Here is a 23,616-nt window from a genome sequence, read left to right as displayed (position 1 = left end):
GTGGAGGGCCGAAGGCCCGACTGGGCCATTGAGGCCCCGTGCCCGCGTGGGCACGTAAGCCAAGCGGACGGACGTCCGCGCCCGGCGTGTGAGGGGCCAAACATACAAGGGGCAAAAAAGAAAACTGACCCGGCGGAGCCGGGTCAGTTACTTCCGCCGCTGTTGATGTAGGCGTTCAGCAGTTCGGTGGTGCCGACATGGGTGATGCCGTCGCGGATATCGGCTTCAATCGCCACCCGCAGGGCCAGATGATCCTGACGGCGGATGGCGGTCAGGGCCTCGCCGTGGCGGTCAATCTGGTAGTGATCGCGGAGTCGCGACAGGGCAAGGCGCACGAACGGACCCAGTTGCAGCCACACGCTTTCAATCAGCGGCATCGCGGTCTGATGTGGATTCGCCAGATACAGGGCCCGGTGGAAATCCTGATTGAGGATCGTCACCTGCTCCTGATCACCGCTTTCGTTGGCGCGGTCGATTCCGGCGTCAAGGTCTTCCAGCTGCTTGATTTTTGTGTCGTTCAGCCACGGCAGGGCCCGCTCGGCGGCATGGGTTTCCAGCGCGATTCGCAGCTCACACAGCTCGCGGAATTTGGCGGCGGTCATATTGGGGACCAGAACCCGGCGGTTGTCGCGGACTTCAAGGGCTTGCTCGGTGGACAGGCGGCGCAGCGCCTCCCGCACCGGCATGGTGCTGACCTGAAGGGCCTCCGCCAGTTCGCGGATGGTCAGGGCCCGGCCGGGGGGAATCCGACCGATCATCACGGCATGGCGCAGACTGCGGTAGACCCACTGACTGACGGTTTCTTTGACACCGCGCTCAAGGGGGGGCAAAGCAAGGGCAAGACTAGGTGCCATGCGGGTTTCCTGAACAAAACAGCCCGCAGGTTAAAGCACATTCCGACCGGGGGTTCCACGGTTGATTCCAGATTGTGATCAAAAGTTGATTGACCTTCTCCGCCATTTTTGATCACATTGTTTCTGGAATGACCATAAACACATCATCCGGGGCCGGTCCGGCCCACCGCCTGTTTCATTCTGCAATTTCGGCCGGACCCCGGAGAAGGGAAGGCTTTTCGTGACCATGAAGCTTGAAGACGCCCGTGCTTTCCTCGCCAAGGCGGGAAAGATCGAGGAAATAGACCTTCTGGTATCGGACCTGAATGGCATCTTGCGTGGCAAGCGCGTCCCGGTGGCGACGCTTGACAAAGTTTTCAGCGACGGCATGAAGCTGCCGCGCTCGGTCCTTGCGCTGGATATCTGGGGCGAGGACGTTCTGGAAAACGGTCTGGTCTGGGAAACCGGTGACAGTGACGGCGTCTGCCTGCCCTGCGGGGCAGGCATGGTGACCGTCCCGTGGTCGGTGCGCCCGCGGGCCCAGATGCTGCTGACGATGTTCAACCCCGATGGATCGCCCTTCATGGTCGATCCGCGTCAGGTTCTGATGCGTCAGGTGGAAAAGGCTAAGGCGATGGGGCTGACCCCGGTTGTCGCCACCGAGCTGGAATTCTACCTGATGAACGGGGATGCGCTGGAAACCGGGCGTCCGCGTCCGCCCGCCGCGCCGGAATCCGGTTACCCGCTGGAAGTGCCGCAGGTGTATTCAATGGATGAGCTGGAGGAATTCTCCGGCGTCCTGACCGATATCCGTGACGCCTGCGACACTCAGGGCGTGCCGGGGGATACCTGCATCGTTGAGAACGGCCCCGGCCAGTTTGAAATCAACCTTGAACATGTGCCGGATCCGGTGCTGGCCGCCGATCAGGCGGTGCTGTTCAAGCGGATCGTCCGCAACGTGGCCCGCCGCCATAACCTGCATGCCACGTTCATGCCGAAGCCGTACGGCAACCAGTCAGGGTCCGGGTTCCACATCCATTGCAGCATGCTGGACAAGGATGGGAACAACATCTTCGATGACGGCACCGATGCCGGGTCGGATATCCTGCGTCACGCCGTCGGTGGCGTGCTGCAACTGATGCGCCCGTCGATGCTGATCTTCGCCCCGAACCTGAACGGTTACCGCCGGTTCCAGGCCGGGACTCACGCTCCGACCGTGGCCTGCTGGGGGTATGAAAACCGCACGGTGTCGGTGCGGATCCCCAATGGCAGCCACAAGGCGCGGCGGTTTGAACACCGTGTCGCCGGGGCGGATGCCAACCCCTATCTTGTGCTGGCGGCCCTGATTGCCGGGGTGCTGCATGGCATTGAAAACCGGATTGACCCCGGTCCGGCGGTTGAAGGCAGCGCCTATGAACGCCGCTCGGCAGAAAACCTGCTGCCGTCGGATTGGGACTGGGCCATTGAACTGTTCCGTGACAGCCCGGTTCTGCGCGATGCGCTGGGGAAAGATGTGCATCACGTCTTCCGCTCCATCAAGTGGCAGGAACGCAACAAGATGGCGCGTAAGGTGACGGATGCGGAATACGCCTCCTATCTGGGCGTGCTGTAAGACCGGTCAATACCTGAGTGTCACCGCCCGGTCCTGAAAAGATCTCTGGTCTTTTCAGGATTGCGGGCGGCATGAGAAGGAGTGGGGGCATGACTCCGCACGTCAAATCCTACTACGCCGCAACGGCAAATCCGGCGCCGCAGCGGCCCGCCCTGACCGGCACCGTGGATGCGGATGTCTGCGTCGTCGGGGCCGGGTTCACCGGCCTGTCCTCTGCCCTGCATCTGGCGGAGCGGGGATTCAAGGTGGTGGTGCTGGAAGCGGCAAAGGTCGGCTGGGGCGCTTCCGGGCGCAACGGCGGGCAGATCGTCAACGGCTACAGCCGTGATCTTGAGGTGATTGAAAACCGCTATGGCCGCGAGGCGGCGGTGGCGCTGGGCAAGATGTCGCTGGAAGGGGCGGCGATCATCCGGGAACGGATCGAGCGCTACAATATCGCCTGCGATTATCGCCCGACCAACATCTTCGCGGCGTTTACCCCGAAGCAGATGCGGGAACTGGACCACATGCGGGTCCACTGGAGCGGCCATGGCCATGACGGTCTGGAACTGCTCGATAAGCCCGCCCTGCGCCGCCACCTGAACAGCGATGCCTATTGCGGCGGGATGATTGACCACCACGGCGGTCATATCCATCCGCTCAATCTGGCGCTGGGCGAGGCGGCGGCGGTGGAAAGCCTTGGCGGGGTGATCTATGAGCAGTCCCCGGTTTCCGGGGTGGATACCGTGCCGTCCGGCGTGGTGGTCCGCACCGCTGAAGGGGCGGTGAAAGCCAAGTATGCGGTTGTCTGCGGCAATGCCTATCTCAACGGGGCGGTGCCGGAGCTGACCGACAAGATCATGCCGGTGTCCACACAGGTGGTGACCACCGAAGTGCTGGGCGAAGCGGTGATGAACGAGTTGTTCCCCACCAAATCGGCGGTCGAGGATGCCAATTACTTCCTCGATTACTACCGTCCGACCGCAGACCACCGTCTGCTGTTCGGTGGCGGCACCGTCTACGGTGGGGCGGAACCGGCGGATATCGAAGCCAAGCTGCGCCCGCATGTGGAAAAAGTGTTTCCGCGCCTGAAAGGGGTGAAGTTCGAGTTCGCCTGGAGCGGCAACTTCGCCCTGACCCTGACCCGGGTTCCGCATTTCGGGCGGCTGGGGTCAAACATCTACTTTGCGCATGGGTACAGTGGCCATGGTGTGACCTGCACCCATCTGGCCGGGCGGCTGATCGCCGAGGCACTGGCCGGTGATGCCACCCGCTTCGACAGCTTTGCCCGGCTGCCCTATTACCCGTTCCCCGGTGGCCGGATGTTCCGGGTGCCGCTGACCGTGGCGGGGGCGTGGTGGTACATCCTGCGCGATAAATTGGGAGTGTAAACGGCAGGGCGGCCCGTCCGGGAAACGGACCGCCCTTTTCTGTGATTTTTCAACACACACAAACCTGCCCCAGAACAATACGAACGCCGGACTCAATAAGACAAAACGGCGTGTTCCCCGGGGCTATGGAGGCATCATGTTCCGGACTTCTTTCAAGACCGCTGCGGCGGTCATCGCCCTTGCCTTGCCTGCTGTCAGCCCCGCCGGTGCCGCCGCACCGGAAGAGAAGGTGCTGAATATCTTCAACTGGTCGGACTATATCGCCCCCGATACCATCGCCAATTTTGAGAAGGCGACCGGGATCAAGGTCAATTATGACGTCTTTGATTCCAATGAAGTGCTGGAAGCCAAGCTGCTGGCCGGGCAGTCCGGCTATGATCTGGTGGTGCCGACCGCCTCGTTTCTGGAACGGCAGATCAAGGCCGGGGTGTTTCAGCCCCTTGATAAGGCGGCCCTGACCAACTACGCCAATCTTGATCCGGCGATCGTCACCCGCATCGCCAAGCATGACCCGGAGAACGCCCGCGCCATGCCCTATACGTGGGGCACCATCGGCATCGGCTATAACCCGGATAAGATCAAGGAACGGCTGGGCACCGACACCATCACCTCGTGGGATGTGCTGTTCAAGCCGGAGATTTCCGCCAAGCTGAAGGATTGCGGCATCGCCATTCTGGATTCACCGTCAGAGGTGATGGCGATTGCCCTGAATTATGCCGGACTGGACCCCAACAGCGAGAAAAAAGAGGATCTGGAGACCGGGAAAGCGGTGCTGCAAAAGCTGCGGCCGAACGTGAAATACTTTAATTCGTCACAATATATCAACGACCTGGCCAATGGCTCCGTCTGCGTGGCGGTGGGATATAACGGTGATCTGCTTCAGGCCCGCAACCGGGCGGCGGAGGCCAAAAACGGGGTGACGCTGCGTTACAGCATTCCGTCGGAAGGCACCCTGATGTGGTTTGACGTGATGGCGATCCCCAATGATGCCCGTCATCCGCAGAATGCCCATGCCTTCCTGAATTATCTGCTTCAGCCGGACGTTATTGCCGCTGTCAGCAATACGGTGAATTACGCCAATGCCAACAAGGCGGCGACCCCGCTGGTGACCGAGGCGGTGCGCAATGATCCGGGGATTTATCCGCCTGATGCGGTGCGCGACAAGCTGTTCGCCCAGAAATCCCACACCGTCAAGTTTGACCGCCTGCTGACCCGGGCGTGGACCGAACTGAAAACCGGGCACTGACCTGCGGCAGGAAGGGATGGATCATGACACAGGCGTCTTTGGCTCAGGCAGCGGACCCGCGAAAACCGTGGACCGATCCGGTGGCGGAACCGTTCGTGCGGATTGAGGCGGTGACCAAGAGGTTCCTCGACTTCACGGCGGTTGATGCGGTTTCGCTCGATATTTACCGGTCGGAACTGTTCTGCCTGCTGGGTGGATCGGGATCGGGGAAAAGCACCCTGCTGCGGATGCTCGCCGGGTTTGAAAGCCCGACCTCCGGGCGGATCATCATCGACGGGCAGGACATGACCGATGTGCCGCCCTACGAACGCCCGATCAACATGATGTTTCAGTCTTATGCCTTGTTCCCGCATATGAGTGTGGAGCAGAACGTGGCCTATGGGCTGAAGCAGGACGGGGTGCCGAAGGCGGAGATCGCCCGCCGGGTGGCGGAGATGCTCGATCTGGTCAAGATGGGGCAGTTTGTCCGCCGCAAGCCGCATCAGCTCTCCGGCGGGCAGCGGCAGCGGGTGGCGCTGGCCCGCAGTCTGGTCAAGCGCCCGAAGCTGCTGCTGCTGGATGAGCCGCTGGGGGCGCTGGACAAGAAGCTGCGGGAAGAAACCCAGTTCGAGCTGATGAAGATCCAGCAGGCGCTGGGGATCACCTTCATCGTCGTCACCCATGATCAGGAGGAGGCGATGACCCTGTCCTCCCGCATGGGGGTGATGAACCACGGGCGGATCGTGCAGGTCGGTGAACCGCATGATCTGTACGAGTTCCCCGGCAACCGCTTTGTCGCCGAATTCATCGGATCGGTGAACCTGTTTGAAGGAACGCTGGTGGAGGACGAGCCGGATCATGTGCGGATTGACTCTCCGGATGCCGGGTGCACCCTGTTTGTGAATCACGGGATCAGCAGCGCCCCGGCGCAGATGGTGGAAGTGGCGATCCGCCCGGAAAAGATCCGCCTGTCGCGGCAGCATCCGGACCAGACCGATAACGTCGCGTCCGGCGTGATTGATGAGATTGCCTATATGGGCAATCTCAGCGTTTTTCAGATCCGGCTGAAGACCGGGAAGATGATCCGCGTTACCCGGCCCAATCTGGACCGCTATGACGAGATGCCGTTGCAGCCGAAGGAGCCGGTGTTCTGTAGCTGGGGCTCTGCCAGCGGCGTGGTGCTGTCAGCATGAGCGGCGGGGACCAGACGGCGGCGCAGGCCGTTCCGGATCCGGGGGTGGCGTCGCGCCCCCGGACCGGGTCCGTCCTCACCCGGCTGAAACACCGCCTGCCGCTGCCGCGTGGTCTCGGGCAGGGGATGGTGTCGGGGATCCCGCTGGGATGGCTGCTGGTGTTCTTCCTGCTGCCGTTCGGGGTGGTGCTGAAGATCTCGCTGGCGGATACCGCCATTGCCATGCCGCCCTATACCGCCCTGCTGGACTGGGACGGCGAGGCGGTGGCGACCTTGCAGCTTAACTTCGGCAAGTACCTGTTCCTGCTGGAAGACACGCTGTATCTGTCGGCCTATGCCGGATCGCTGAAAGTGGCGGCGGTCTCAACGCTGTTCTGTCTGCTGATCGGCTATCCGATGGCGCTGTTCATCGCCCGGCAACCGGCGGAGCGGCGGCCCCTGTGGCTGGCGCTGGTGATCCTGCCGTTCTGGACCTCGCTGCTGCTGCGGGTCTATGCGTGGATCGGCCTGTTGCAGCACAACGGGGTGATCAACAACATCCTGATCAACCTTGGCATCATTGATCAGCCGCTGGTGATGATGCAGACCGATTTCGCGGTTTATCTCGGGGTGGTTTACACCTATCTGCCATTCATGGTGCTGCCGCTGTACGCGACGCTGGAGAAACTGGACGAGACCCTGCTGGAAGCGGCGGCGGATCTGGGCAGTGCCCCGTGGAAGGCGTTCCTGACCGTCACCCTGCCGCTGTCGCGTCCGGGAATGGTGGCCGGAAGCATGCTGGTGTTCATTCCGGCCGTGGGGGAATTTGTGATCCCGGCCCTGATGGGCGGCCCCGATACCCTGATGATCGGGCGGGTGCTGTGGGATGAGTTCTTCAACAACCGCGACTGGCCAATGGCCTCCGCCGTGGCGGTGGTGATGATGGTGGTGCTGGTCATCCCCGTCATGCTGTTGCGGAACGGTCAGAACAAAACAGCGGAGCATGGATGATGAGACGCCGCAGCACATCCCTGAAGGTGCTGGCCCTGACCGGCTTTGCCTTCCTGTATCTGCCGATCCTGACCATGGTGGTCCTGAGTTTCAATGAAAGCCGTCTGGTGACGGTGTGGAGCGGGTTTTCGCCGAAGTGGTACGGCGAGCTGCTGCACGATGACCAGATCCTTGGTGCGGCGATGATCAGTCTGAAGATTGCTTTCATCAGTGCGTCACTGGCGGTGGTGCTGGGCACTCTGGCCGGGTTCGCCCTGTCTCGGTTTCCGAAATTCCGGGGCAAGGTGGCGCTGACCGGTATGGTGTCGGCACCGCTGGTGATGCCGGAGGTGATCACCGGTCTGGCCCTGCTGCTGCTGTTCGTTGCCATGGAAAGCCTGCTGGGCTGGCCGAAGGGGCGCGGGGTGGTGACGCTGATCATCTCTCACGTCACGTTCTGCATGGCCTATGTGGCAGTGGTGGTGCAGTCGCGTCTGGCGGATATGGATGGGGTGATCGAGGAAGCGGCGCTGGATCTGGGGGCGCGGCCGTGGCGGGTGTTTGTGGATATCACCCTGCCGATGATTGCTCCGGCGCTGGTTTCCGGCTGGCTGCTGTCGTTTACGGTGTCGTTTGACGATCTGGTGATCTCGGCGTTCGTGTCGGGGCCGGGGTATTCGACCCTGCCGATGGTGATCTTCTCCAAGGTGCGTCTGGGCGTCAGCCCGGAAGTGAACGCACTGGCGACGATGATGATTGTGGTGGTGGGGATTGGCGTGGTGCTGTTTACGTGGAACGCCGCCCGCCTGCACCGGATGCGCCAGCGGGAGGAACGGGCGGCGGCAGCGGGGCTTTAAGCCCCGCCCGCCTGCCGGGCCGAAACACAGAGAGACAGAAGCATGACTGAAGAGATTTTGGGGGATCAGGCGTTCCGGAAATCCGACCCGCATGGACGGGCGGCGGAAATGACCTATGGCGGCGCCCTGAGTTTCCTGCGCCGCCCGTACCGGCGGGATCTGACCGGGATTGATGTGGCGGTGATGGGGGTGCCTTACGACGGCGCGGTTACCTACCGCAGCGGCGCCCGGCTGGGGCCGCGGGCGATCCGGGCAGCCTCGGTCCAGCTGGCGGAGCTGCTGGCTTTTCCGTTCGGGTTCGATCCGTTCGGGACGCTGGCGGTGGCCGATTATGGGGACGTGTTTCTCGACCCGCACCACCCGGAAACCATCGTCGACACCATTGCGGCGGAGGCGGAAAAGATCCTGCGGCAGGGGACATCCCTGCTGTCTCTGGGCGGGGATCACTTTGTCACCTATCCGCTGCTGAAGGCCCATGCGGCGGTACACGGGCCGCTGGCGCTGATCCATTTTGATGCTCATTGTGACACCTGGGATGACGGCAGCGAGACCAGCCTGAACCACGGCACCATGTTCCTGCGCGCCAAACAGCAGGGGCTGATTGATGCCGGGGCTTCGGTGCAGGTCGGCCTGCGCACCTACAACGACAGCGATCATGGCTTCCGGATCCTGTCGGCCCCATGGATTCACCGCAACGGGGCGCAGGCGGCGATTGAGGCCATCCGCCAGCGGGTCGGGGACCGCAAGGTCTACCTGACCTTCGACATTGATGTGCTGGATCCGGCCTTTGCGCCGGGTACCGGCACCCCGGTGCCGGGTGGCCTGTCGTCAGCGCAGGCGCTGGAGATCGTGCGCGGTCTCGGTGGGCTGGCGTTTGTCGGGATGGATGTGGTGGAAGTCGCCCCGGCCTATGATGTGTCGGAAATCACCGCCATTGCGGCGGCGACGGTTGCACATGATTATCTTTGTCTGCTGGCCGAGGCCCGGGGCGCGGTGCGTCAGCCGGTCGGTGATCTGTAAACGAAGAGCGCGGGAGATGTTGATGCGTATCGGTATCCTTGAAACCGGGCGGACTCCGCCGGATCTGATCGGGGCCTATGGTTCCTACGCTGATATGATTCGGGGGCTGCTGACCTCGGCCGATCCGGGTCTGGAGTTTGTGGTCTATCCGGTGTTGGAAGACCAGTTCCCCGACAGCATCGACGCCTGCGACGGTTGGGTGATCACCGGATCCCGGCATGGGGTCTATGAAAACCTGCCGTGGATGCTGCGGTTGCAGGATCTGTTGCGCACGTTGGTGGCGGAACGCCGCCCGGTGGTCGGCATCTGTTTCGGGCATCAGATTCTGGCGCAGGCCCTCGGCGGGCGGGTTGAAAAGTCGGCGAAGGGCTGGGGCGTGGGGATCCACGAATACAGCCTGACGGCCCCCCCGCAGGCTTTGGCCGATGCCCCGCCGGTGCTGAAGCTGTCGGCGATGCATCAGGATCAGGTGGTGGAGGTGCCGCCGTCGGCGACGGTGGTGGCCAGTTCAGACTTCTGCCCCAATGCGGTGCTGGTCTATGGCGATACAGCACTGAGTTTTCAGGGGCATCCGGAGTTCGGTGTCCCGTTTGAGGCCGATCTGGTTGCCCTGCGCCGGGGCCTGATCCCGGAACCGCTGGCCGATGCCGCCCTGACGGATCTGAAGAGTGAAGCGGCAAAGACCGATGCCGCCGTTGCGGCGGACTGGATGCTGCGTTTTCTGAAGCGGCAGCAGGCCGCATAAGGAACAGGGCCTGACGGTGTGGAGCAGGGGGCGGGCGCCCCCTGTTTTCTTTTAGGTCAGGGCCAGATACAGCGACAGGGTGGCGACCGAGAGGATGGTGGTGATCAGCACCACCCGGCCGGTTAGCAGGGCCTCCCGTTCATAGAACTCTGCCAGCATAAAGGGGCCGGTGCCGGTTGGCAGCGCGGCCAGCAGCACGGCGGTTCCGCCGACCGCCGGGGACAGGCCCAGCAGCGGGAAGGCGATCACCCAGGTCACCGCCGGATGGATGAACAGCTTCAGCACCACCAGCGTGACCTGCACGGTATTGCCCGCTTTCGGGCGGCGGCCGGAGTTTTGCGCCAGAAACAGGCCAAGGGCCACCAGCGCGCAGGGCGAGGCTGCGCCGCCCATCAGCTTCAGATAGCTTTCCACCGGCTGCGGCAGGGGGATGCCCGCCAGCATCACTACCGCCCCAAGGGCCGGGGCAATCAGCAGCGGGTTCTTGGCCAGCGACAGGGCGGTCTTCCAGACGATGTCCCGGCCCCGGGCCTTTGATTGCAGGCCGACCTCAATCAGGATGATGGCGACACCGAACAGGATGCAGACGGTGATGATGGTGGCGATCAGGGTGGCGGCCATCGCCTGCTGCCCCAGCACCGCCAGCACCAGCGGGAACCCCATGAAGCCGGTGTTGGCGTAGCTGGCATTCAGGCTGTCAATGGCGGCATCGGCCAGAGAATGCCTCTGCCACAGCCGCCACAGCAGGGTCCCGGCAAAAATCACCGCGCAGCCGCCGGTAAAGGCAAGGATAAAGCCCGGCTGCCAGATCTCCGCCGGTTTGGCCTTGGCCATGATGTCAAACAGCAGGGCGGGCAGGGCAAGGTAGACCACCACGCGGTTAACTTCCCGTGTGGCATTGGGGCCTAGCACGCCGGAGCGGCGGGCAATCCAGCCGGTGAGGATCAGCGCAAAGATTGGCAGGACAATGCCAAGATTAACAAGCATGGGGGCTTTGATCCGGACCGGAGAGACGGGAGGGGCCGCGCCCCCTCTTTTCCATAGCAAGGCCTTCCGATACGATCCAATCCATTCTGATGGTCCCATAAATGCGGAAAAGGTATCAATGGACACGCGGCAGATGCGCTATTTCATCGCTTTGGCGGAAACCCTGCACTTCGGCCACGCCGCAGCCCGCATGAACATGACCCAGCCGCCGTTCAGCCGCCAGATCGCCAATCTGGAGCGGGATCTGGGAGTGCGTCTGGTGGAGCGGACCTCCCGGCAGGTGACCCTGACCCCGGCAGGAGAACGCTTTCTGGCCGATGCCCGGGCGGTGCTGGCCCGCTTTGACGATGCCTGCCGCGATGCCCGGCTGGTGGCGGAGGGACGCGCCGGGGCACTGAGTCTGGGGTTTATGATGCATGCGGCGCAGACGGTGGTTCCCGAGATTGTCCGCCGCTATACCGCCTTGCAGCCGGGGGTGCGGCTCTCTCTGTGCGAAACCACGCCGATGGAGATCGAGCAGGGCCTGATCAATGGCACGCTGGATGCCGGGATCACCTTCTCCGGCCGGGCGATGCCGCAGATTGAGGTCTGGCCGCTGTTTACCGACCATCTGTGCCTGGTGACAGCGCCGGGGCATCCGTTGACGGAACTGGACGTGATCTCTCCTCAGGATCTGGCCGGTTTACCGGTGATTGCGGTCTCGCCGCAGGCGGCGCCAACACTCCGCAATGCCATTGAGGATTTCTGTACGCCGGCCGGAGTGGAACCCCAGTACCGGTTTGAACCGCTGCTTCAGCACACCATCCTGCGGCTGGTGGCGGCGGATCTGGGGATTGCTCTGGTTCCGGAGAGCATCTGCCGGGGTGTCCCGGACATTGACGCCCGCCCGCTGGTTTCGGCGCCGGAGCTGCCGGTGGTGCTGAAAACCCGGCGCAGCCGCACCAATCCGGCGGTCCAGCCGCTGCTGGACCTTCTGGGATCCATTACCTTTTTCTGACGACAGAAGAGTGCCCTATAGGGCAGTAGGATCCCGCTTTTGCATCAATGTTAAAGTTGACTTTAACATTGCCTTCAGGCACCCTTCTGAACAGTCAGGAGGATGTGATGGACCGCGACCATACCTATACCGTTTCGGAGCTGGCAAAGCTGTTCGATCTGACGCCGCAGGCCCTGCGTTTTTATGAAGAAAAAGGCCTGCTGTCCCCCGGACGGATGGGCGGGGCCCGGTTCTACACCTACCGTGACCGCGCCCGCCTGCAAATGATCCAGCGGTTCCGCCGTCTTGGTTTTTCGCTGGAAGACATTGCCGAATACCTCGACCTCTACCGCTCCGGTCAGGACGGATCGGACCAGTACCGGGTCGGGCTGGAGAAGATCCGCCGCCGTCTGGCCGAGATGGAAACGATGCGGCAGGAAGTCGAGACCATCATTTCTGAATTACATGTGCTGGAAGACGAAGCCCTGACCCGTATCGGGGCAGGGGCTGCCACCGGGGAATAACAGGCCGGAGAAGGCCGACCGGAGCATTGCTGACACAGGGATCCACAAACAAAAACCGGCTCCGGGTGACGGGGCCGGGTCAGGGAGGCTTACAATGCTTGGACAGATGATGTCGGCCCCGCTGCTGATTTCCGGGGTGCTGGAGCATGCCGCACGCTATCACCCGCAGGCAGAGGTCGTATCCCGTCAGGATGACGGCAGTCTGCACCGCTATACCTATGCGGATGCGGCCCGGCGGGCCCGCAGGCTGGCCAATGCGCTGACAGCGCAGGGCCTGCGCCCCGGGGAGCGGGTGGCCACGCTGGCGTGGAACGGCTTCCGGCATTTTGAGCTGTATTATGCCGTGCCGGGGGCCGGGTTTGTCTGTCACACCATCAATCCGCGCCTGTTCCCCGATCAGATCCGCTTCATCATTGACCACGCGGAAGACCGGCTGCTGTTTGTCGAGCCGATGTTCCTGCCGCTGGTGGAAAAGGTGGCCCCGACCCTGAGGGCGGTGCCGAAGATTGTGGTGATGGCGGAAACGGTTCCGGCGACGGCCCTGCCGGACGTGGTGGCCTATGAGGATTTCATCGCCGGGCAGCCGGAGGAATTTGACTGGCCGCAGCTGGATGAAAACACCGCCTCCGGGCTATGTTACACCTCCGGGACCACCGGGGACCCGAAAGGGGTGCTGTATACCCACCGCTCCACCCTGCTGCATGCGCTGTCGGCCAATATGCCGGATCTGTTCGGGTTCTCCGGGCACGATGCGATCATGCCGGTGGTGCCGATGTTCCATGTCAACGCGTGGTGTATCCCCTATGGGGCCCCGCTGACCGGGGCCAAGCTGGTGTTTCCGGGGGCCCGGCTGGATGGGGCCAGCGTGCATGATCTGATCACCCGCGAAGGGGTGACCTTCACCGCCGGGGTGCCGACGGTATGGCTGATGCTGCTCAACCATGCGGAGGCCAACGGTCTGTCGCTGGATCCGCTCCAGCGCGTCGTGATCGGCGGGTCGGCCTGCCCGGAAAGCATGATGACCCGCTTTGCGGCCAAAGGAGTCCGGGTTCTGCACGCCTGGGGGATGACGGAGACCAGCCCGCTGGGAGCCTTTGCGACCCTGACCCCGCAGCAGGAAGCAGCGCTGTCTGAAGAACAGCAGTTGCGCTACCGCCTGAAACAGGGGCGCGCGCCCTATGGCGTGGAAGTGCGGATCTGCGACGATGCCGGGACGGTGCTGCCGTGGGATGGGGTGTCTTACGGGGTGTTGCAGGTGCGCGGGCCGTGGATTGCCTCCGGTTATTTCGGGCTGGAAGACCGCAGTGCTTTTACCGCCGATGGCTGGTTCAAAACCGGTGACGTGGCGACGCTGACCCCTGACGGGTTCATGGAAATCGTCGACCGCACCAAGGATGTCATCAAGTCCGGTGGCGAATGGATCTCCTCCATCACCCTGGAGAACGTGGCGGTCGGCCATCCGGCGGTGCGGGAAGCGGCGGCCATCGCCCGGGTTGACAGCAAGTGGGGGGAGCGCCCGCGTCTGATCGTTGCCCTGAAGGACGGCGCCGAACTGACCCCGGCCGATATGCGGGCGTGGTTTGAAGGCCGGGTGGCGCACTGGTGGATTCCTGATGATGTGGTCATCGTCGATGATCTGCCCCACACTGCCACCGGCAAGCTGTTGAAGTTGGACCTGCGAACCCGCTATGGTGCGGAGACGCTGACCGAGGAACAGCCCCTGTAACAGTCCTGACAGATGTAACAGCCCTGACAGAACAGGGCATCACCACACTGGGAGTGAGACGGACCGATGAAAGTCCTGGTAGCAGTGAAGCGGGTCGTTGACTACAACGTGAAGATCCGCGTGAAGGCCGACGAGAGCGGTGTCGAGACGGCGAACGTCAAGATGTCGATGAATCCGTTCGACGAAATCGCGGTTGAAGAAGCGGTTCGCCTGAAGGAAGCCGGGACGGCGACGGAGATTGTCGTGGTTTCCCTTGGGGCTGCCGGTGCGCAGGAAACGATCCGCACGGCACTGGCGATGGGGGCCGACCGTGGCATCCACGTCCAGACGGATGAAGAGGTGCAGCCGCTGGGCGTTGCGAAGGCGCTGAAGGCGCTGGTGGACCGCGAAAAGCCGGATCTGGTTCTGGTCGGCAAGCAGGCGATTGATGACGACAGCAACCAGACCGGCCAGATGCTGTCGGCGCTGATGGGCTGGTCGCAGGCGACCTTCGCGTCGAAGGTGGAGCTGGGCGGCGGCAAGGCCAAGGTGATGCGCGAAATCGACGGCGGTCTCCAGACCATCGAAGTGTCGCTGCCGACCGTTGTTTCGGTTGACCTGCGGCTGAACACCCCGCGCTATGCGTCGCTGCCCAACATCATGAAGGCGAAGAAGAAGCCGATCGAGGCGGTGAGCCCGGCGGATCTGGGGGTTGATATCGCCCCGCGCCTGAAGACCCTGAAGGTCAGCGAACCGGCGAAGCGTCAGGCCGGCGTGAAGGTGGCCGACGTGGCCGAACTGGTGAACAAGCTGAAGACCGAAGCGAAGGTGATCTGACGATGAGCATTCTGGTCATTGCCGAACATGACAACGCCCATCTGAAGGGCGCGACGCTGAACACCGTGGCGGCGGCTGCCGCCATTGGCGGGGACATCCACGTTCTGGTCGCCGGTGCGGGCTGCGGCGCGGTGGCGGAAGCCGCTGCCAGGGTGGCCGGTGTGGCGAAGGTGCTGGTGGCGGATGCCCCGGCCTATCAGCATGCGCTGGCGGAGCCGCTGGCCGATCTGGTGGTGTCACTGGCCGGTGGCTACAGCCACATTCTGGCCCCGGCGACCACCTCGGGGAAGAACTTCCTGCCGCGCGTCGCCGCCCTGAAGGACGTGGCGATGCTGTCGGACATCTGCGGCGTGGTGTCGGCCGATACTTTCGTGCGCCCGATCTATGCCGGGAATGCGCTGGCGACCGTGCAGAGCGCCGATGCCCTGAAGGTTGTCACCGTGCGCACCACCGGTTTTGATGCCGTTGCCGCTGAAGGCGGATCTGCGGCGGTGGAAGCGGTGTCGGGCGCGGCGGATGCCGGGCAGAGCGTGTTCCTCGGCGAAGAGCTGTCGAAGTCCGAACGTCCGGAACTGACGGCGGCGCGGGTGATCGTTTCCGGCGGCCGTGGCATGGGCTCGGGCGAGAACTTCGCGCTGATCGAAGCGGTGGCGGACAAGCTGGGCGCGGCGGTCGGTGCCTCGCGCGCGGCGGTGGACGCCGGGTTCGTGCCGAACGACTATCAGGTCGGCCAGACCGGGAAGATCGTGGCGCCGGAACTGTACGTCGCCGTCGGGATCTCCGGGGCGATCCAGCATCTGGCGGGGATGAAGGACTCCAAGGTCATCGTCGCCATCAACAAGGATGAAGAGGCCCCGATCTTCCAGGTCGCCGATTACGGTCTGGTCGCCGACCTCTTCCAGGCCCTGCCTGATCTCGAAAAGGCCCTGTAAATACAGGATCGCGCCCAACGGAAAAGGCCGGGAGCATTCCGCTCCCGGCCTTTCTTGTCTGTGCCTGAGGCAGGCCTCAGGTAGTACGGCAATAGGCTTCCGGGTTGGCGGCATAGGCACGCATGACGTCAGCCAGCATTCCGGAAAACTCAGCCTGCGGATTGGCCCCATCAAGACGGGCCATCGACATTTTGCCGGTGATTTTACGGATGGCCGGTGTGCGGCCGGGATTGCCGAAAGTTGCGACAAACTCCTTATGGCCGAGAACCTCAATACCGATGCTGAGGAAAGCCTCAACCTGATACAGATGCTTGAAGTGTTTTTTGATATTCTTCAGCGTTTCAGCGCCGACAACCGGCAGGAATGGGGTCAGGGCGGCAATTTCCTGATTGTCCATGTCTTTCAGGGCATCAAGGCGCTCAAGGTCATTGAAGACTTCCCAGCGCTTTTCCCGCAGGACATCGCCGAAGCAGGCGTTGAGACGGTCAAACTCGCCCTTGCCGACCTGAGAGACCCCACGGGCGGCCTTGGGATTGGTATCAAGCATTTCACGGGCAAGTTCGTTGCCGACAATCCGCTTGGCATCATCCAGGCTGTCACGGCCGATTGAAGCCAGCTCCCGGATCCCTTCGGGAGTCCGCAGGGTGGTGACGCCTTTCCCCAGTTCACCGATCAGACGGGGCGGGAGCTCCACGTAATACGGAAACAGCGGAACCTGCCAGTCATGGTCAAGGTGATCGCGGATGGCTTCGTAAAAGTCCTCGCCCGGGGTGCGCTTTTTCTCACCGACCTTGGTGCGCACATCACTGGCCCACAGATCGCGGATGATCAGCCGGAGACTGTCGATCAGGCCCTGATCATCGGCTTCGACAGCCTGATGAGGGATCTTTTCGTCGAGTACCTTTTTAGCAAACCGCCGGCAGCCGGTGCGGACCACCATGCCAATGATATCGTTCACCGACCGTTCGCATTTCAGGGCGCTGTCATCATCGGTGACGGGCGCTCCGCCGATTCCGACGGTGACATCATTGAACAGGGCCCGGTTGGCTGCAAAAGCCGTCAGGCAGGCATACAGCACTGCCGGATCTTCCATCGCACTTTCATAGAGCCTGTCGTCAGGGATCTCTGTCAGGGCAGGAACCCACTCCCGCAGGCGCGGCAGAACAGTTCCCTTAAGGGCAGTGTTGATCGCGGCTTTGTTCTCGTCCTTGGGCTGGACGGCGCCACCGGCCGGTTTTGTTGGTTTCTTGCTCATCTAGCCAAACGATTCCCCGATAACAACCTGTAAGTCATAACCGATCTGGCGTGATCGCGTAAAGCACCACGCGCAGGGCAGGGGATTGTTTTCTCTCCATGCCGATCTGAGGACCCTATTCCCGGTGTTTGTCCGGGGTGGGGCAGAGACAGGCTGTGTTCAGAGTGCCGGTACGGCACAGGAACCGGACTTTGAGAACGATGACCCCGACACTGTGAATATTCTCAATCCCCTGAACGGAGCCTGAGAAGGGAGGGTGGGTGGAATCGTTCTGGGCAATAGGGCAGACTGCATCAGTTGTCTCTGTCGACGCGTCTTCCTCAACACTCTGATTTATAAAAGAGTCTCTAGATTTTACGCGTGCGATGGCATGGGTGGAGAGCAATCGACCCAATATTCCAGAAAGGTATGAGGTCGGGGTTATCCTGTACCAAAAGCCGGAAACGCAGAATATTCCTGCTGTTCGGGCAATCGGGGTTATCTATGGCAATCATCGGGGTCATAGGTCACCAAAGTCGGGGTCATCAAGCTCAGACCAGTGATTTTTGAGATAGGCTAATACCCTGTTTTAAAACGGTAAAAGAGTTAAATTTTATTCCCTTCATATCTCCGTAAAAGATTTATCAGTCTATAGGCTCTCCATGCCTGCACGGTGCAGGAATAGCGCTGTGCTAAACATATGCATTGAATGAGAGAGTGTCTTTGCCGGGCGGACCGTCCCAGTACGATCTGGGCGGCCTGCTATGGCATTGCCCCCTCAAAAACAGAGCTGTAGGAGGAGTCTACCTGCCCGCACGGGTGATACAGGGTCAGACATAAAAAAAGAAACCGGCGTGGTCGAGACGCCGGTTTCAAGGTAACCACATCAAAGTCGGGACCGTTGACGGATGTCGAGGACCGACCTTTCAGGGCGTGTGTAGGTGCCAACCATAACATGGTTTGGCGCGCAGGGTAAATATTGCCTTGCAAAAAAATTAAATCCCGAAAGGCCGACTCCACATCCTGTTTTCGCCGTCCTGCTGAGGAGGCGACATGGGTCGTTCTACGACCGGTGGGCTGCTACGTCGTTCCGGGGACGGAAATCGTCCGCCGCCGACAGGGCATGCCCGAAAATCTTATGGCCATTTCGATGGTGCTATTTCTGCGGCTACGTTCCGTGGGCTGCCGGAAGGGATTCAGCATCCGAAGCAGATGCTGGAACCATTACGGCGCTGCGGCAGCCGTTTGCCTTTTCCAAGGGAGGCATTGGCGACGCTGGAGCTGTTGTTTGACTATACAAAGTTGTCGGACTGGGATCAGGGGGGAACCCCTCTGGTTTTTCCTGGCAATGCTGAGCTTGCAGGCTGTCTGGGCGTTACGGAGAGAACGGTCCGGAATCATCTCTCTGCGCTTGAACAGGCCGGGATGATTTCAATTCTGAGAGGTCCGGGAAACCGCCGTGTTCCAGTCTGGAATGGGGCAGGGGAGATTGTCGTTGCCTATGGCATCAATCTTGCCCCGGTTGCTGAACAGATTGAGCACCTGAAAGCTGTTGGGCAGCAACTGGCTGAGCGTCGTCGGACGATGAAGCGGTTGATGCAACAGATTGGCGAAGCTTTGCAGGATGTGCGGACGGCCGTTGATGCGGTTGATGTTGTTCTCTCTGATGTTGGCCGGCGTTGGGAGGAGGACCAGACAGGGATTGACCTTCATGCCAAACTGTTTGAGGCCGAAGAAAAGTCGCGTCTTGCCCGCAGATTGTGGGAACGGGATGCGGCAGCGTCTTCCGATGAGCAGATTGGGTATGAACAGGCTTTAACCGTTCTTCGGGATGAACTGGTTGAGCTTGCCGGGGTTGCCAACACTGAGGCGTTGATTGCTCTTCAACCTGACCCATCTCTCAATGTGGATCTACCTGAAATCAATTTAAATTCCGGGGACCCGGAAATTCAATTCCGTGATGACTCTACAAAGATTCCTCACCAAAATAGTAATCTCTTCCAAAAAGAGGTAGTCGCGGGTTGGGAAAGGGGCGTTCAAGGTTCAGGACAGCCTTATTTACCGGGATTAAGCCGTGAGGCAGATGCAGACAGTCCGGTTCAGACATCTTTGCCGGTCAAGGCCACGTACATTCTGGACCTTTGTCCGGAATTCAGGGCTGTCCTGTGCGATCAGCTTCTGATCGAGTCCCCTGAAGCAGCACCTGTTTCAGCCTATTACGATGCTGCCCGTCTGATCGCATTGCGTTTGGGTGTTTCTGACTGGTGTTGGCGTACGGGGAATGCCTTGCATGGCCGGGGTCAGGCGATGTTGGCCGTCGCGGTTGCTCTTTTGCGACCGGCGCATACCTTTACGAAGAACCGTCAGGCTTTCCTGGCCGGAATGCTGTTACGGCCTCAGGGGCAGTTGAACGCTCTTGCCAGTTTCCACGCCTTGCGGAAGCGTCGTCAGGAGGAATAATTCTGCCCGTGCGTCTGGCTCCGCTTACTGTTATCACCGCAGTCTCAAGTTCTCTTGCGAAAGGAAGGCTTCGTGGCTAAAGCGCCTCGCCCTGATCCGGTTAAAATCATTCTGCCGGATGGTCGGAAAGTGGTTGTTGACGGAACGTCTCCACGCGTGGAGGTCGATCGGCAACCGCTTCTGGCTGGTGTTGCGACAGTTGCGACAGGCCTTGCCTTGATGGCGGAACAGGGCGAATGGGATGCAGACAGTGCGGAACTGTCGCTGTTGCGTGCCCTTGAATCCGGACGCGACGGGGTTATGGAAGCCCTTGTTGCGGTAATCCAAAAGAACCTGATCGAATGTTATATCAAGGAAACTCACGAAGATCCGGGTGAGAAGGCGATTATGTTTCAGCGGGCACAGCCAATGTGCCGGAAAATGGCTGAAGATATGGTCGCTGAGAATGCCTATCTGGAAAAGCTCGCCCGGTGGATTGCCCTGAATGTTTCCTCCTGGGGGCAGGAGGAAGACCGTGATGTGATGCCGGTTTCTGCTGAAATGATTACCGGCTTGATCTCCACCTATGCTGAGGATGCAGCACAGGCGATTGCGGAGTTGTTGTCACCACCGCATAAGCCTTTGCAATATCTTGAAGAAATTCTGGGGATCCGTGAGGCAAGCGGGGCAGGCCGGGCCGATTTGCCCCGGGATATGCTTGTGGTCCTGTCCTCCGGACATTTCCAGAGCCTGCGGGAGGCCTTATACAAAAACACCTTTCGCAAGGTGGATGGAACTCCATGGCCAACCGCCGAACTCTCGCGCGGCGGGGCGAAGGGATACGCGCAGTTGCGCCCGGCAGTGGTGGAGCAGGATCCGCATTTGCCGCGGGAACAGGTTCAGGCATGGGCGCAGACCATGTGGCGGCAGCAGTCTGAGCTGTCTGACATTGATGCTGATGCCCTTGATGCTCTCTGTGCCATTTATCTCTCGCAGGCGCGCAGTCCTGATGACGGGGCTGTTGCTGACGTTGACGAGATTTTGGCGATGCGTGGGTTGAAACCGAAACGTGGGGGGCAGGGTCGTCGCGGTGGCTATGAGCCTGAGCAGAGAGAGGAAATTCTGCGGGCACTGACTCATATTCAGAACGTCTGGCTCAATATTGCCGAGGTTAAGGTTTATGAGACTGACCCGAAAGGGGGAAAGAGCCGCCGTCCGGTAACCAAAACCCTGCAAAGCCGTCCGTTCATCATCACAGACCGAATGGGGCAGATCCGCCTTGATGGCTATATGGATGTTGAACGTTTTGTCTTCCGCCCGGGAAAGGCCTTTGCCAGCTTTCTCTTCGGGACCGGCCGCCAGACCGGATTGTTGTTCCAGAAGGCCCTGCAATACGATCCTTATCGCCGCAAGTGGGAAAAACGGCTGACCCGCTATGTGTCATGGCATTGGCGGGCGATTGCCCGGACCGGTCAGTTTGTTCAGATTTATCGGATCCAGACGCTTCTGGAAGCGGTTGGCGAAGATCTTAATGACCGTTATCCCTCTAAAACCCGGAGCAGGCTTGAAAAAGCGCTGGATCAACTGTTGGAAGACCGGGTGATTGCCGGCTGGCAGTATGACCGCTGGAACGAAGCGATCACCGAAAAGCGGGGATGGGGCGCTGACTGGTTGACCGCAACCATCGCCATTGAGGCCCCCGATGAACTGAAAGAGTATTATAAACAGCTGGCACAAGCCCGGCCGGATGCTGCGCCACCACAGGTAATTTCGGTTAAAGCGCCTGCGGGGGATGCGGAAGCTTTGGGAGAACGGATCCGGCAGCATCGTCGGAAGACCGGCCAAAGCCAGCTTCAGGTTTCAGAGTTTCTCGGGATTCAGCAGGGTTATCTGTCCAAGTTGGAACGAGGAAAAGCGATCCCGTCGCCGAAATTGCGGTCTGCACTGAACGAATGGCTTGAGTCTGACGGCTGAAGGCAGATCCATACACGGATCGAGCATTCTCCTGTCAAAAATATTGAGTGAATACTCAGATAGTGAGGAATTTTCTGTATTTCTCACTGTTTGAGCATATTTTTATCAAACGTACTCGTTTCGTGCATCATTTGATCTTGATCAAAGGGGTTGAGTTCTTCCCTTTCTACACTGTTGGGCAGCACCGTGCGGCGTGACCGCACCAGAGAAATGCCGGACCGGAAGGAACAGGGAATGAACACACAGGCGACGCTGGGGGAAGTCCTCCTGCATGGGCTTCGGGCTTATGGGGCAACCGAGGTTTTCGGGATACCCGGTGATTTTGCCTTGCCGTTCTTCCGGGTGATGGAAGAGAGCGAAATTCTTCCGCTGCATACGCTCAGCCATGAACCGGGTGTTGGCTTTGCAGCGGATGCAGCGGGCCGGATCAACCGGGGCCTTGGTGTGGCCGCAGTCACCTACGGGGCAGGGGCCCTCAATCTGATCAACACGGTGGCCTGTGCCTATGCCGAGCGGTCACCACTGGTGGTGATCTCTGGGGCTCCGTCCCGGTCAGAGCAGATTGATGGATTGGTCCTTCACCACCAGACACGGACTCTCGACAGCCAATATCGGATGTTTGAGGAAATCACCTGTGCCCAGACCCGTCTGGATGATGTCAACCGGGCTCCACAGGAAATTGCACGGGTGCTGCGGGCTTGCCGGGATCACGCTTTGCCGGTTTATATTGAGCTGCCCCGCGATATGGTGACTGCACCCTGTGCTCCGGTGCCGTTCCTGTCGCCAGCGCAGGCCGATCCATCGGCAGTGGCGGAATGCGCGGAAGAGATCCTGACCCGCCTGCGTCAGGCCAAGCGACCGGTGGTCATGGTGGATGCTGAGGTCCGCCGGTATGACTGCGAGGCGGCGGTGGCAGCCTTGGTGCGGCGGCTGGGTCTACCGGTGGTGACCACGTTCATGGGGCGGGGTGTTCTCGGCGGACACGGTCTGCCTGCCCTGGACACCTATCTGGGGGCTGCGAGCCGTCCGGAAGTCCGGGATCAGGTGGAAGACGCAGATTTCCTCCTGATGTTCGGGGTCATTCCCTCAGATACCAATTTTGCCGAACCCCGGGAACGGCTGGGCCTGCGGTCTGCCTGCCATGTTCTGGGCCGGGATGTCCGGATTGGGCATCATCACTATCACGCGATCCCGTTGCCGGATCTTCTGTCGGCCTTGTTGAGCCGTCTTGAGGAGCAGACTGATCAACCTGTCCGGCAAGGGGGCGCGACCTATGCCCGGGGCCTGTCCGCAGATGACAGGGATGTCACCCCCAGTGATGTTGCCTGTGCGCTGAATGACCTGTTTGCCGAGCATGGGCCGATGCCGATGGCCTCGGATATCGGCGACTGCATGTTTACGGCGATGGAAATTGACCATGGCGCTCTGGTCGGGCCCGGCTTTTATGCCACCATGGGCTTCGGTGTTCCGGCTGGTCTCGGGGTTCAGGCCGCCAGTGGGCAGCGCCCGATCATCCTTGTCGGTGATGGTGCCTTTCAGATGACCGGGTGGGAGCTCGGGAACTGCCGTCATAATGGCTGGAACCCCATCGTCATCGTCCTGAATAACCGCAGCTGGGAGATGTTGCGGGCTTTTCAGCCTGCCTCCCGTTTTAACAATCTCAGTGACTGGCACTTTGCGGATCTGAGCCCGGCCCTCGGTGGGCGGGGACAGCGGGTGAGGACCCGGGCCGAATTGAAGGCCGCTTTGGATCAGGCGGTCCGCTCCCCGGAAGAGGGGCGCTTTGATCTCATTGAGGTGATGATCGATCCGGGGTGCCGGTCTGCGACTCTCACCCGTTTTGTTGAGGGAATTTCGCAGGCCCGGGCCAAGGCCGCCGCCGCCATGGCAGCAGAATAAGGTTTCACCCGGGTGGCGTGGGAGCCCCGCGCCGCCCGGAAGCTTGACGGGGCGCGGGTTTGCGGCGGGTTTGGGCGTAAGCCCCGAAAAAAGAGTCACATCTCTGAAAATAGTGTTTGACGGTTTTGTGTTGGGGACCTATAAAGCGCCTCCCGACGACGCGGGCCGCAGCGAAGAGCTGGTGGGAAGCTGAGTTGGAAGTCACCATGGTGGCGCCGCTGTTAGACAAGTGAAGAGAGGGAAGGGATACGTGGGTATCTGGCCGGACGAATGGCTGGAACCTGAG

19 protein-coding genes are annotated in these 23,616 nt (G+C 61.0%); 16 read left to right on the top strand and 3 right to left on the bottom strand.

What is annotated here, in order from left to right; genetic code table 11:
* Positions 1 to 143: 143 nt before the first annotated feature.
* Complete coding sequence (locus FHS48_RS18020; protein WP_184265675.1) at positions 144 to 854, bottom strand: GntR family transcriptional regulator; 711 nt, start codon at positions 852 to 854, stop codon at positions 144 to 146.
* A gap of 226 nt (positions 855 to 1,080) precedes the next feature.
* Between FHS48_RS18020 and FHS48_RS18015 the strand changes: the two genes are divergently transcribed.
* The 8 genes from FHS48_RS18015 (at position 1,081) to FHS48_RS17980 (ending at position 9,823) form a co-directional block, all read left to right on the top strand.
* On the top strand, positions 1,081 to 2,445 hold the full coding sequence (locus tag FHS48_RS18015) for a glutamine synthetase family protein (RefSeq protein ID WP_184265791.1): 1,365 nt from the start codon (positions 1,081 to 1,083) through the stop codon (positions 2,443 to 2,445).
* Positions 2,446 to 2,534: 89 nt separating this feature from the next.
* Positions 2,535 to 3,815, top strand: coding sequence for an NAD(P)/FAD-dependent oxidoreductase (locus tag FHS48_RS18010; RefSeq protein WP_184265672.1), 1,281 nt, complete (start codon positions 2,535 to 2,537; stop codon positions 3,813 to 3,815).
* Between the two features lie 136 nt (positions 3,816 to 3,951).
* Positions 3,952 to 5,061 (top strand): polyamine ABC transporter substrate-binding protein, encoded by a 1,110-nt coding sequence (locus tag FHS48_RS18005; protein ID WP_184265669.1) that lies wholly within the window; start codon positions 3,952 to 3,954, stop codon positions 5,059 to 5,061.
* Positions 5,062 to 5,084: 23 nt separating this feature from the next.
* Positions 5,085 to 6,233 carry an ABC transporter ATP-binding protein gene (locus FHS48_RS18000; protein WP_184265666.1) on the top strand — a complete coding sequence of 383 codons (1,149 nt, stop codon included), beginning with the start codon at positions 5,085 to 5,087 and terminating at the stop codon, positions 6,231 to 6,233.
* Positions 6,230 to 7,222: an ABC transporter permease subunit gene (locus FHS48_RS17995; protein WP_184265663.1), complete on the top strand. Its 993-nt coding sequence runs from the start codon at positions 6,230 to 6,232 to the stop codon at positions 7,220 to 7,222. The genes FHS48_RS18000 and FHS48_RS17995 overlap by 4 nt, the downstream gene beginning before the upstream one ends.
* The gene (locus tag FHS48_RS17990; protein ID WP_184265788.1) at positions 7,222 to 8,058 is read left to right on the top strand and encodes an ABC transporter permease subunit; all 837 of its coding nucleotides are present in this window, start codon (positions 7,222 to 7,224) and stop codon (positions 8,056 to 8,058) included. Before FHS48_RS17995 ends, FHS48_RS17990 begins: the two co-directional genes overlap by 1 nt.
* 42 nt (positions 8,059 to 8,100) lie before the next feature.
* Entirely contained in the window at positions 8,101 to 9,078 is a 978-nt protein-coding gene (gene speB, locus FHS48_RS17985) for an agmatinase (protein ID WP_184265660.1), read from the top strand.
* A gap of 22 nt (positions 9,079 to 9,100) precedes the next feature.
* A complete protein-coding gene (locus FHS48_RS17980; protein ID WP_184265657.1) occupies positions 9,101 to 9,823 on the top strand; it encodes a type 1 glutamine amidotransferase in 723 nt (240 codons plus the stop codon).
* A 51-nt stretch (positions 9,824 to 9,874) separates the two neighbouring features.
* Here FHS48_RS17980 and FHS48_RS17975 read toward each other — a convergent pair whose 3' ends face one another.
* Positions 9,875 to 10,810 carry an AEC family transporter gene (locus FHS48_RS17975; protein WP_184265654.1) on the bottom strand — a complete coding sequence of 312 codons (936 nt, stop codon included), beginning with the start codon at positions 10,808 to 10,810 and terminating at the stop codon, positions 9,875 to 9,877.
* A 118-nt stretch (positions 10,811 to 10,928) separates the two neighbouring features.
* Between FHS48_RS17975 and FHS48_RS17970 the strand changes: the two genes are divergently transcribed.
* The 5 genes from FHS48_RS17970 (at position 10,929) to FHS48_RS17950 (ending at position 15,784) form a co-directional block, all read left to right on the top strand.
* Complete coding sequence (locus tag FHS48_RS17970; RefSeq protein ID WP_184265651.1) at positions 10,929 to 11,807, top strand: LysR family transcriptional regulator; 879 nt, start codon at positions 10,929 to 10,931, stop codon at positions 11,805 to 11,807.
* Between the two features lie 107 nt (positions 11,808 to 11,914).
* On the top strand, positions 11,915 to 12,310 hold the full coding sequence (locus FHS48_RS17965; protein ID WP_184265648.1) for a MerR family transcriptional regulator: 396 nt from the start codon (positions 11,915 to 11,917) through the stop codon (positions 12,308 to 12,310).
* 94 nt (positions 12,311 to 12,404) lie between these two features.
* The gene (locus FHS48_RS17960; protein WP_184265645.1) at positions 12,405 to 14,036 is read left to right on the top strand and encodes a long-chain fatty acid--CoA ligase; all 1,632 of its coding nucleotides are present in this window, start codon (positions 12,405 to 12,407) and stop codon (positions 14,034 to 14,036) included.
* A gap of 66 nt (positions 14,037 to 14,102) precedes the next feature.
* Positions 14,103 to 14,852 carry an electron transfer flavoprotein subunit beta/FixA family protein gene (locus FHS48_RS17955; protein WP_184265642.1) on the top strand — a complete coding sequence of 250 codons (750 nt, stop codon included), beginning with the start codon at positions 14,103 to 14,105 and terminating at the stop codon, positions 14,850 to 14,852.
* Positions 14,853 to 14,854: 2 nt separating this feature from the next.
* Positions 14,855 to 15,784: an electron transfer flavoprotein subunit alpha/FixB family protein gene (locus FHS48_RS17950; RefSeq protein ID WP_184262075.1), complete on the top strand. Its 930-nt coding sequence runs from the start codon at positions 14,855 to 14,857 to the stop codon at positions 15,782 to 15,784.
* Between the two features lie 76 nt (positions 15,785 to 15,860).
* Here the strand turns inward: FHS48_RS17950 and FHS48_RS17945 are convergent, their stop codons facing one another.
* Positions 15,861 to 17,039, bottom strand: a complete 1,179-nt coding sequence (locus FHS48_RS17945) for a hypothetical protein (protein WP_184265639.1) — start codon at positions 17,037 to 17,039, stop codon at positions 15,861 to 15,863.
* Between the two features lie 1,032 nt (positions 17,040 to 18,071).
* Here FHS48_RS17945 and FHS48_RS17940 point away from each other — a divergent pair.
* The 3 genes from FHS48_RS17940 to ipdC all read left to right on the top strand — a co-directional run bounded on the left by FHS48_RS17940 (position 18,072) and on the right by ipdC (position 23,330).
* On the top strand, positions 18,072 to 19,478 hold the full coding sequence (locus tag FHS48_RS17940; protein ID WP_184265636.1) for a helix-turn-helix domain-containing protein: 1,407 nt from the start codon (positions 18,072 to 18,074) through the stop codon (positions 19,476 to 19,478).
* A 72-nt stretch (positions 19,479 to 19,550) separates the two neighbouring features.
* Positions 19,551 to 21,431: a helix-turn-helix domain-containing protein gene (locus tag FHS48_RS17935; RefSeq protein WP_311769161.1), complete on the top strand. Its 1,881-nt coding sequence runs from the start codon at positions 19,551 to 19,553 to the stop codon at positions 21,429 to 21,431.
* 234 nt (positions 21,432 to 21,665) lie between these two features.
* Positions 21,666 to 23,330 carry an indolepyruvate/phenylpyruvate decarboxylase gene (ipdC, locus tag FHS48_RS17930; protein WP_184265634.1) on the top strand — a complete coding sequence of 555 codons (1,665 nt, stop codon included), beginning with the start codon at positions 21,666 to 21,668 and terminating at the stop codon, positions 23,328 to 23,330.
* Positions 23,331 to 23,616: the final 286 nt, after the last annotated feature.

The sequence above is a fragment of the Novispirillum itersonii genome, assembly GCF_014205675.1.
In the GTDB taxonomy this organism is placed as follows: domain Bacteria; phylum Pseudomonadota; class Alphaproteobacteria; order Rhodospirillales; family Rhodospirillaceae; genus Novispirillum; species Novispirillum itersonii_A.
This window is presented reverse-complemented; position numbering and strand designations above follow the sequence as displayed.

Coding starts and splice junctions, on each gene's coding strand:
- FHS48_RS17960 (WP_184265645.1), top strand. CDS start 12,405: ATGCTTGGACAGATGATGTCGGCCCCGCTGCTGATTTCCGGGGTGCTG.
- FHS48_RS17990 (WP_184265788.1), top strand. CDS start 7,222: ATGAGACGCCGCAGCACATCCCTGAAGGTGCTGGCCCTGACCGGCTTT.
- FHS48_RS17975 (WP_184265654.1), bottom strand. CDS start 10,810: ATGCTTGTTAATCTTGGCATTGTCCTGCCAATCTTTGCGCTGATCCTC.
- FHS48_RS18020 (WP_184265675.1), bottom strand. CDS start 854: ATGGCACCTAGTCTTGCCCTTGCTTTGCCCCCCCTTGAGCGCGGTGTC.
- FHS48_RS18015 (WP_184265791.1), top strand. CDS start 1,081: ATGAAGCTTGAAGACGCCCGTGCTTTCCTCGCCAAGGCGGGAAAGATC.
- FHS48_RS17950 (WP_184262075.1), top strand. CDS start 14,855: ATGAGCATTCTGGTCATTGCCGAACATGACAACGCCCATCTGAAGGGC.
- FHS48_RS18000 (WP_184265666.1), top strand. CDS start 5,085: ATGACACAGGCGTCTTTGGCTCAGGCAGCGGACCCGCGAAAACCGTGG.
- FHS48_RS17995 (WP_184265663.1), top strand. CDS start 6,230: ATGAGCGGCGGGGACCAGACGGCGGCGCAGGCCGTTCCGGATCCGGGG.
- FHS48_RS17955 (WP_184265642.1), top strand. CDS start 14,103: ATGAAAGTCCTGGTAGCAGTGAAGCGGGTCGTTGACTACAACGTGAAG.
- FHS48_RS18010 (WP_184265672.1), top strand. CDS start 2,535: ATGACTCCGCACGTCAAATCCTACTACGCCGCAACGGCAAATCCGGCG.
- FHS48_RS17970 (WP_184265651.1), top strand. CDS start 10,929: ATGGACACGCGGCAGATGCGCTATTTCATCGCTTTGGCGGAAACCCTG.
- FHS48_RS18005 (WP_184265669.1), top strand. CDS start 3,952: ATGTTCCGGACTTCTTTCAAGACCGCTGCGGCGGTCATCGCCCTTGCC.
- FHS48_RS17965 (WP_184265648.1), top strand. CDS start 11,915: ATGGACCGCGACCATACCTATACCGTTTCGGAGCTGGCAAAGCTGTTC.
- ipdC (WP_184265634.1), top strand. CDS start 21,666: ATGAACACACAGGCGACGCTGGGGGAAGTCCTCCTGCATGGGCTTCGG.
- FHS48_RS17980 (WP_184265657.1), top strand. CDS start 9,101: ATGCGTATCGGTATCCTTGAAACCGGGCGGACTCCGCCGGATCTGATC.
- FHS48_RS17945 (WP_184265639.1), bottom strand. CDS start 17,039: ATGAGCAAGAAACCAACAAAACCGGCCGGTGGCGCCGTCCAGCCCAAG.
- speB (WP_184265660.1), top strand. CDS start 8,101: ATGACTGAAGAGATTTTGGGGGATCAGGCGTTCCGGAAATCCGACCCG.
- FHS48_RS17940 (WP_184265636.1), top strand. CDS start 18,072: ATGGGTCGTTCTACGACCGGTGGGCTGCTACGTCGTTCCGGGGACGGA.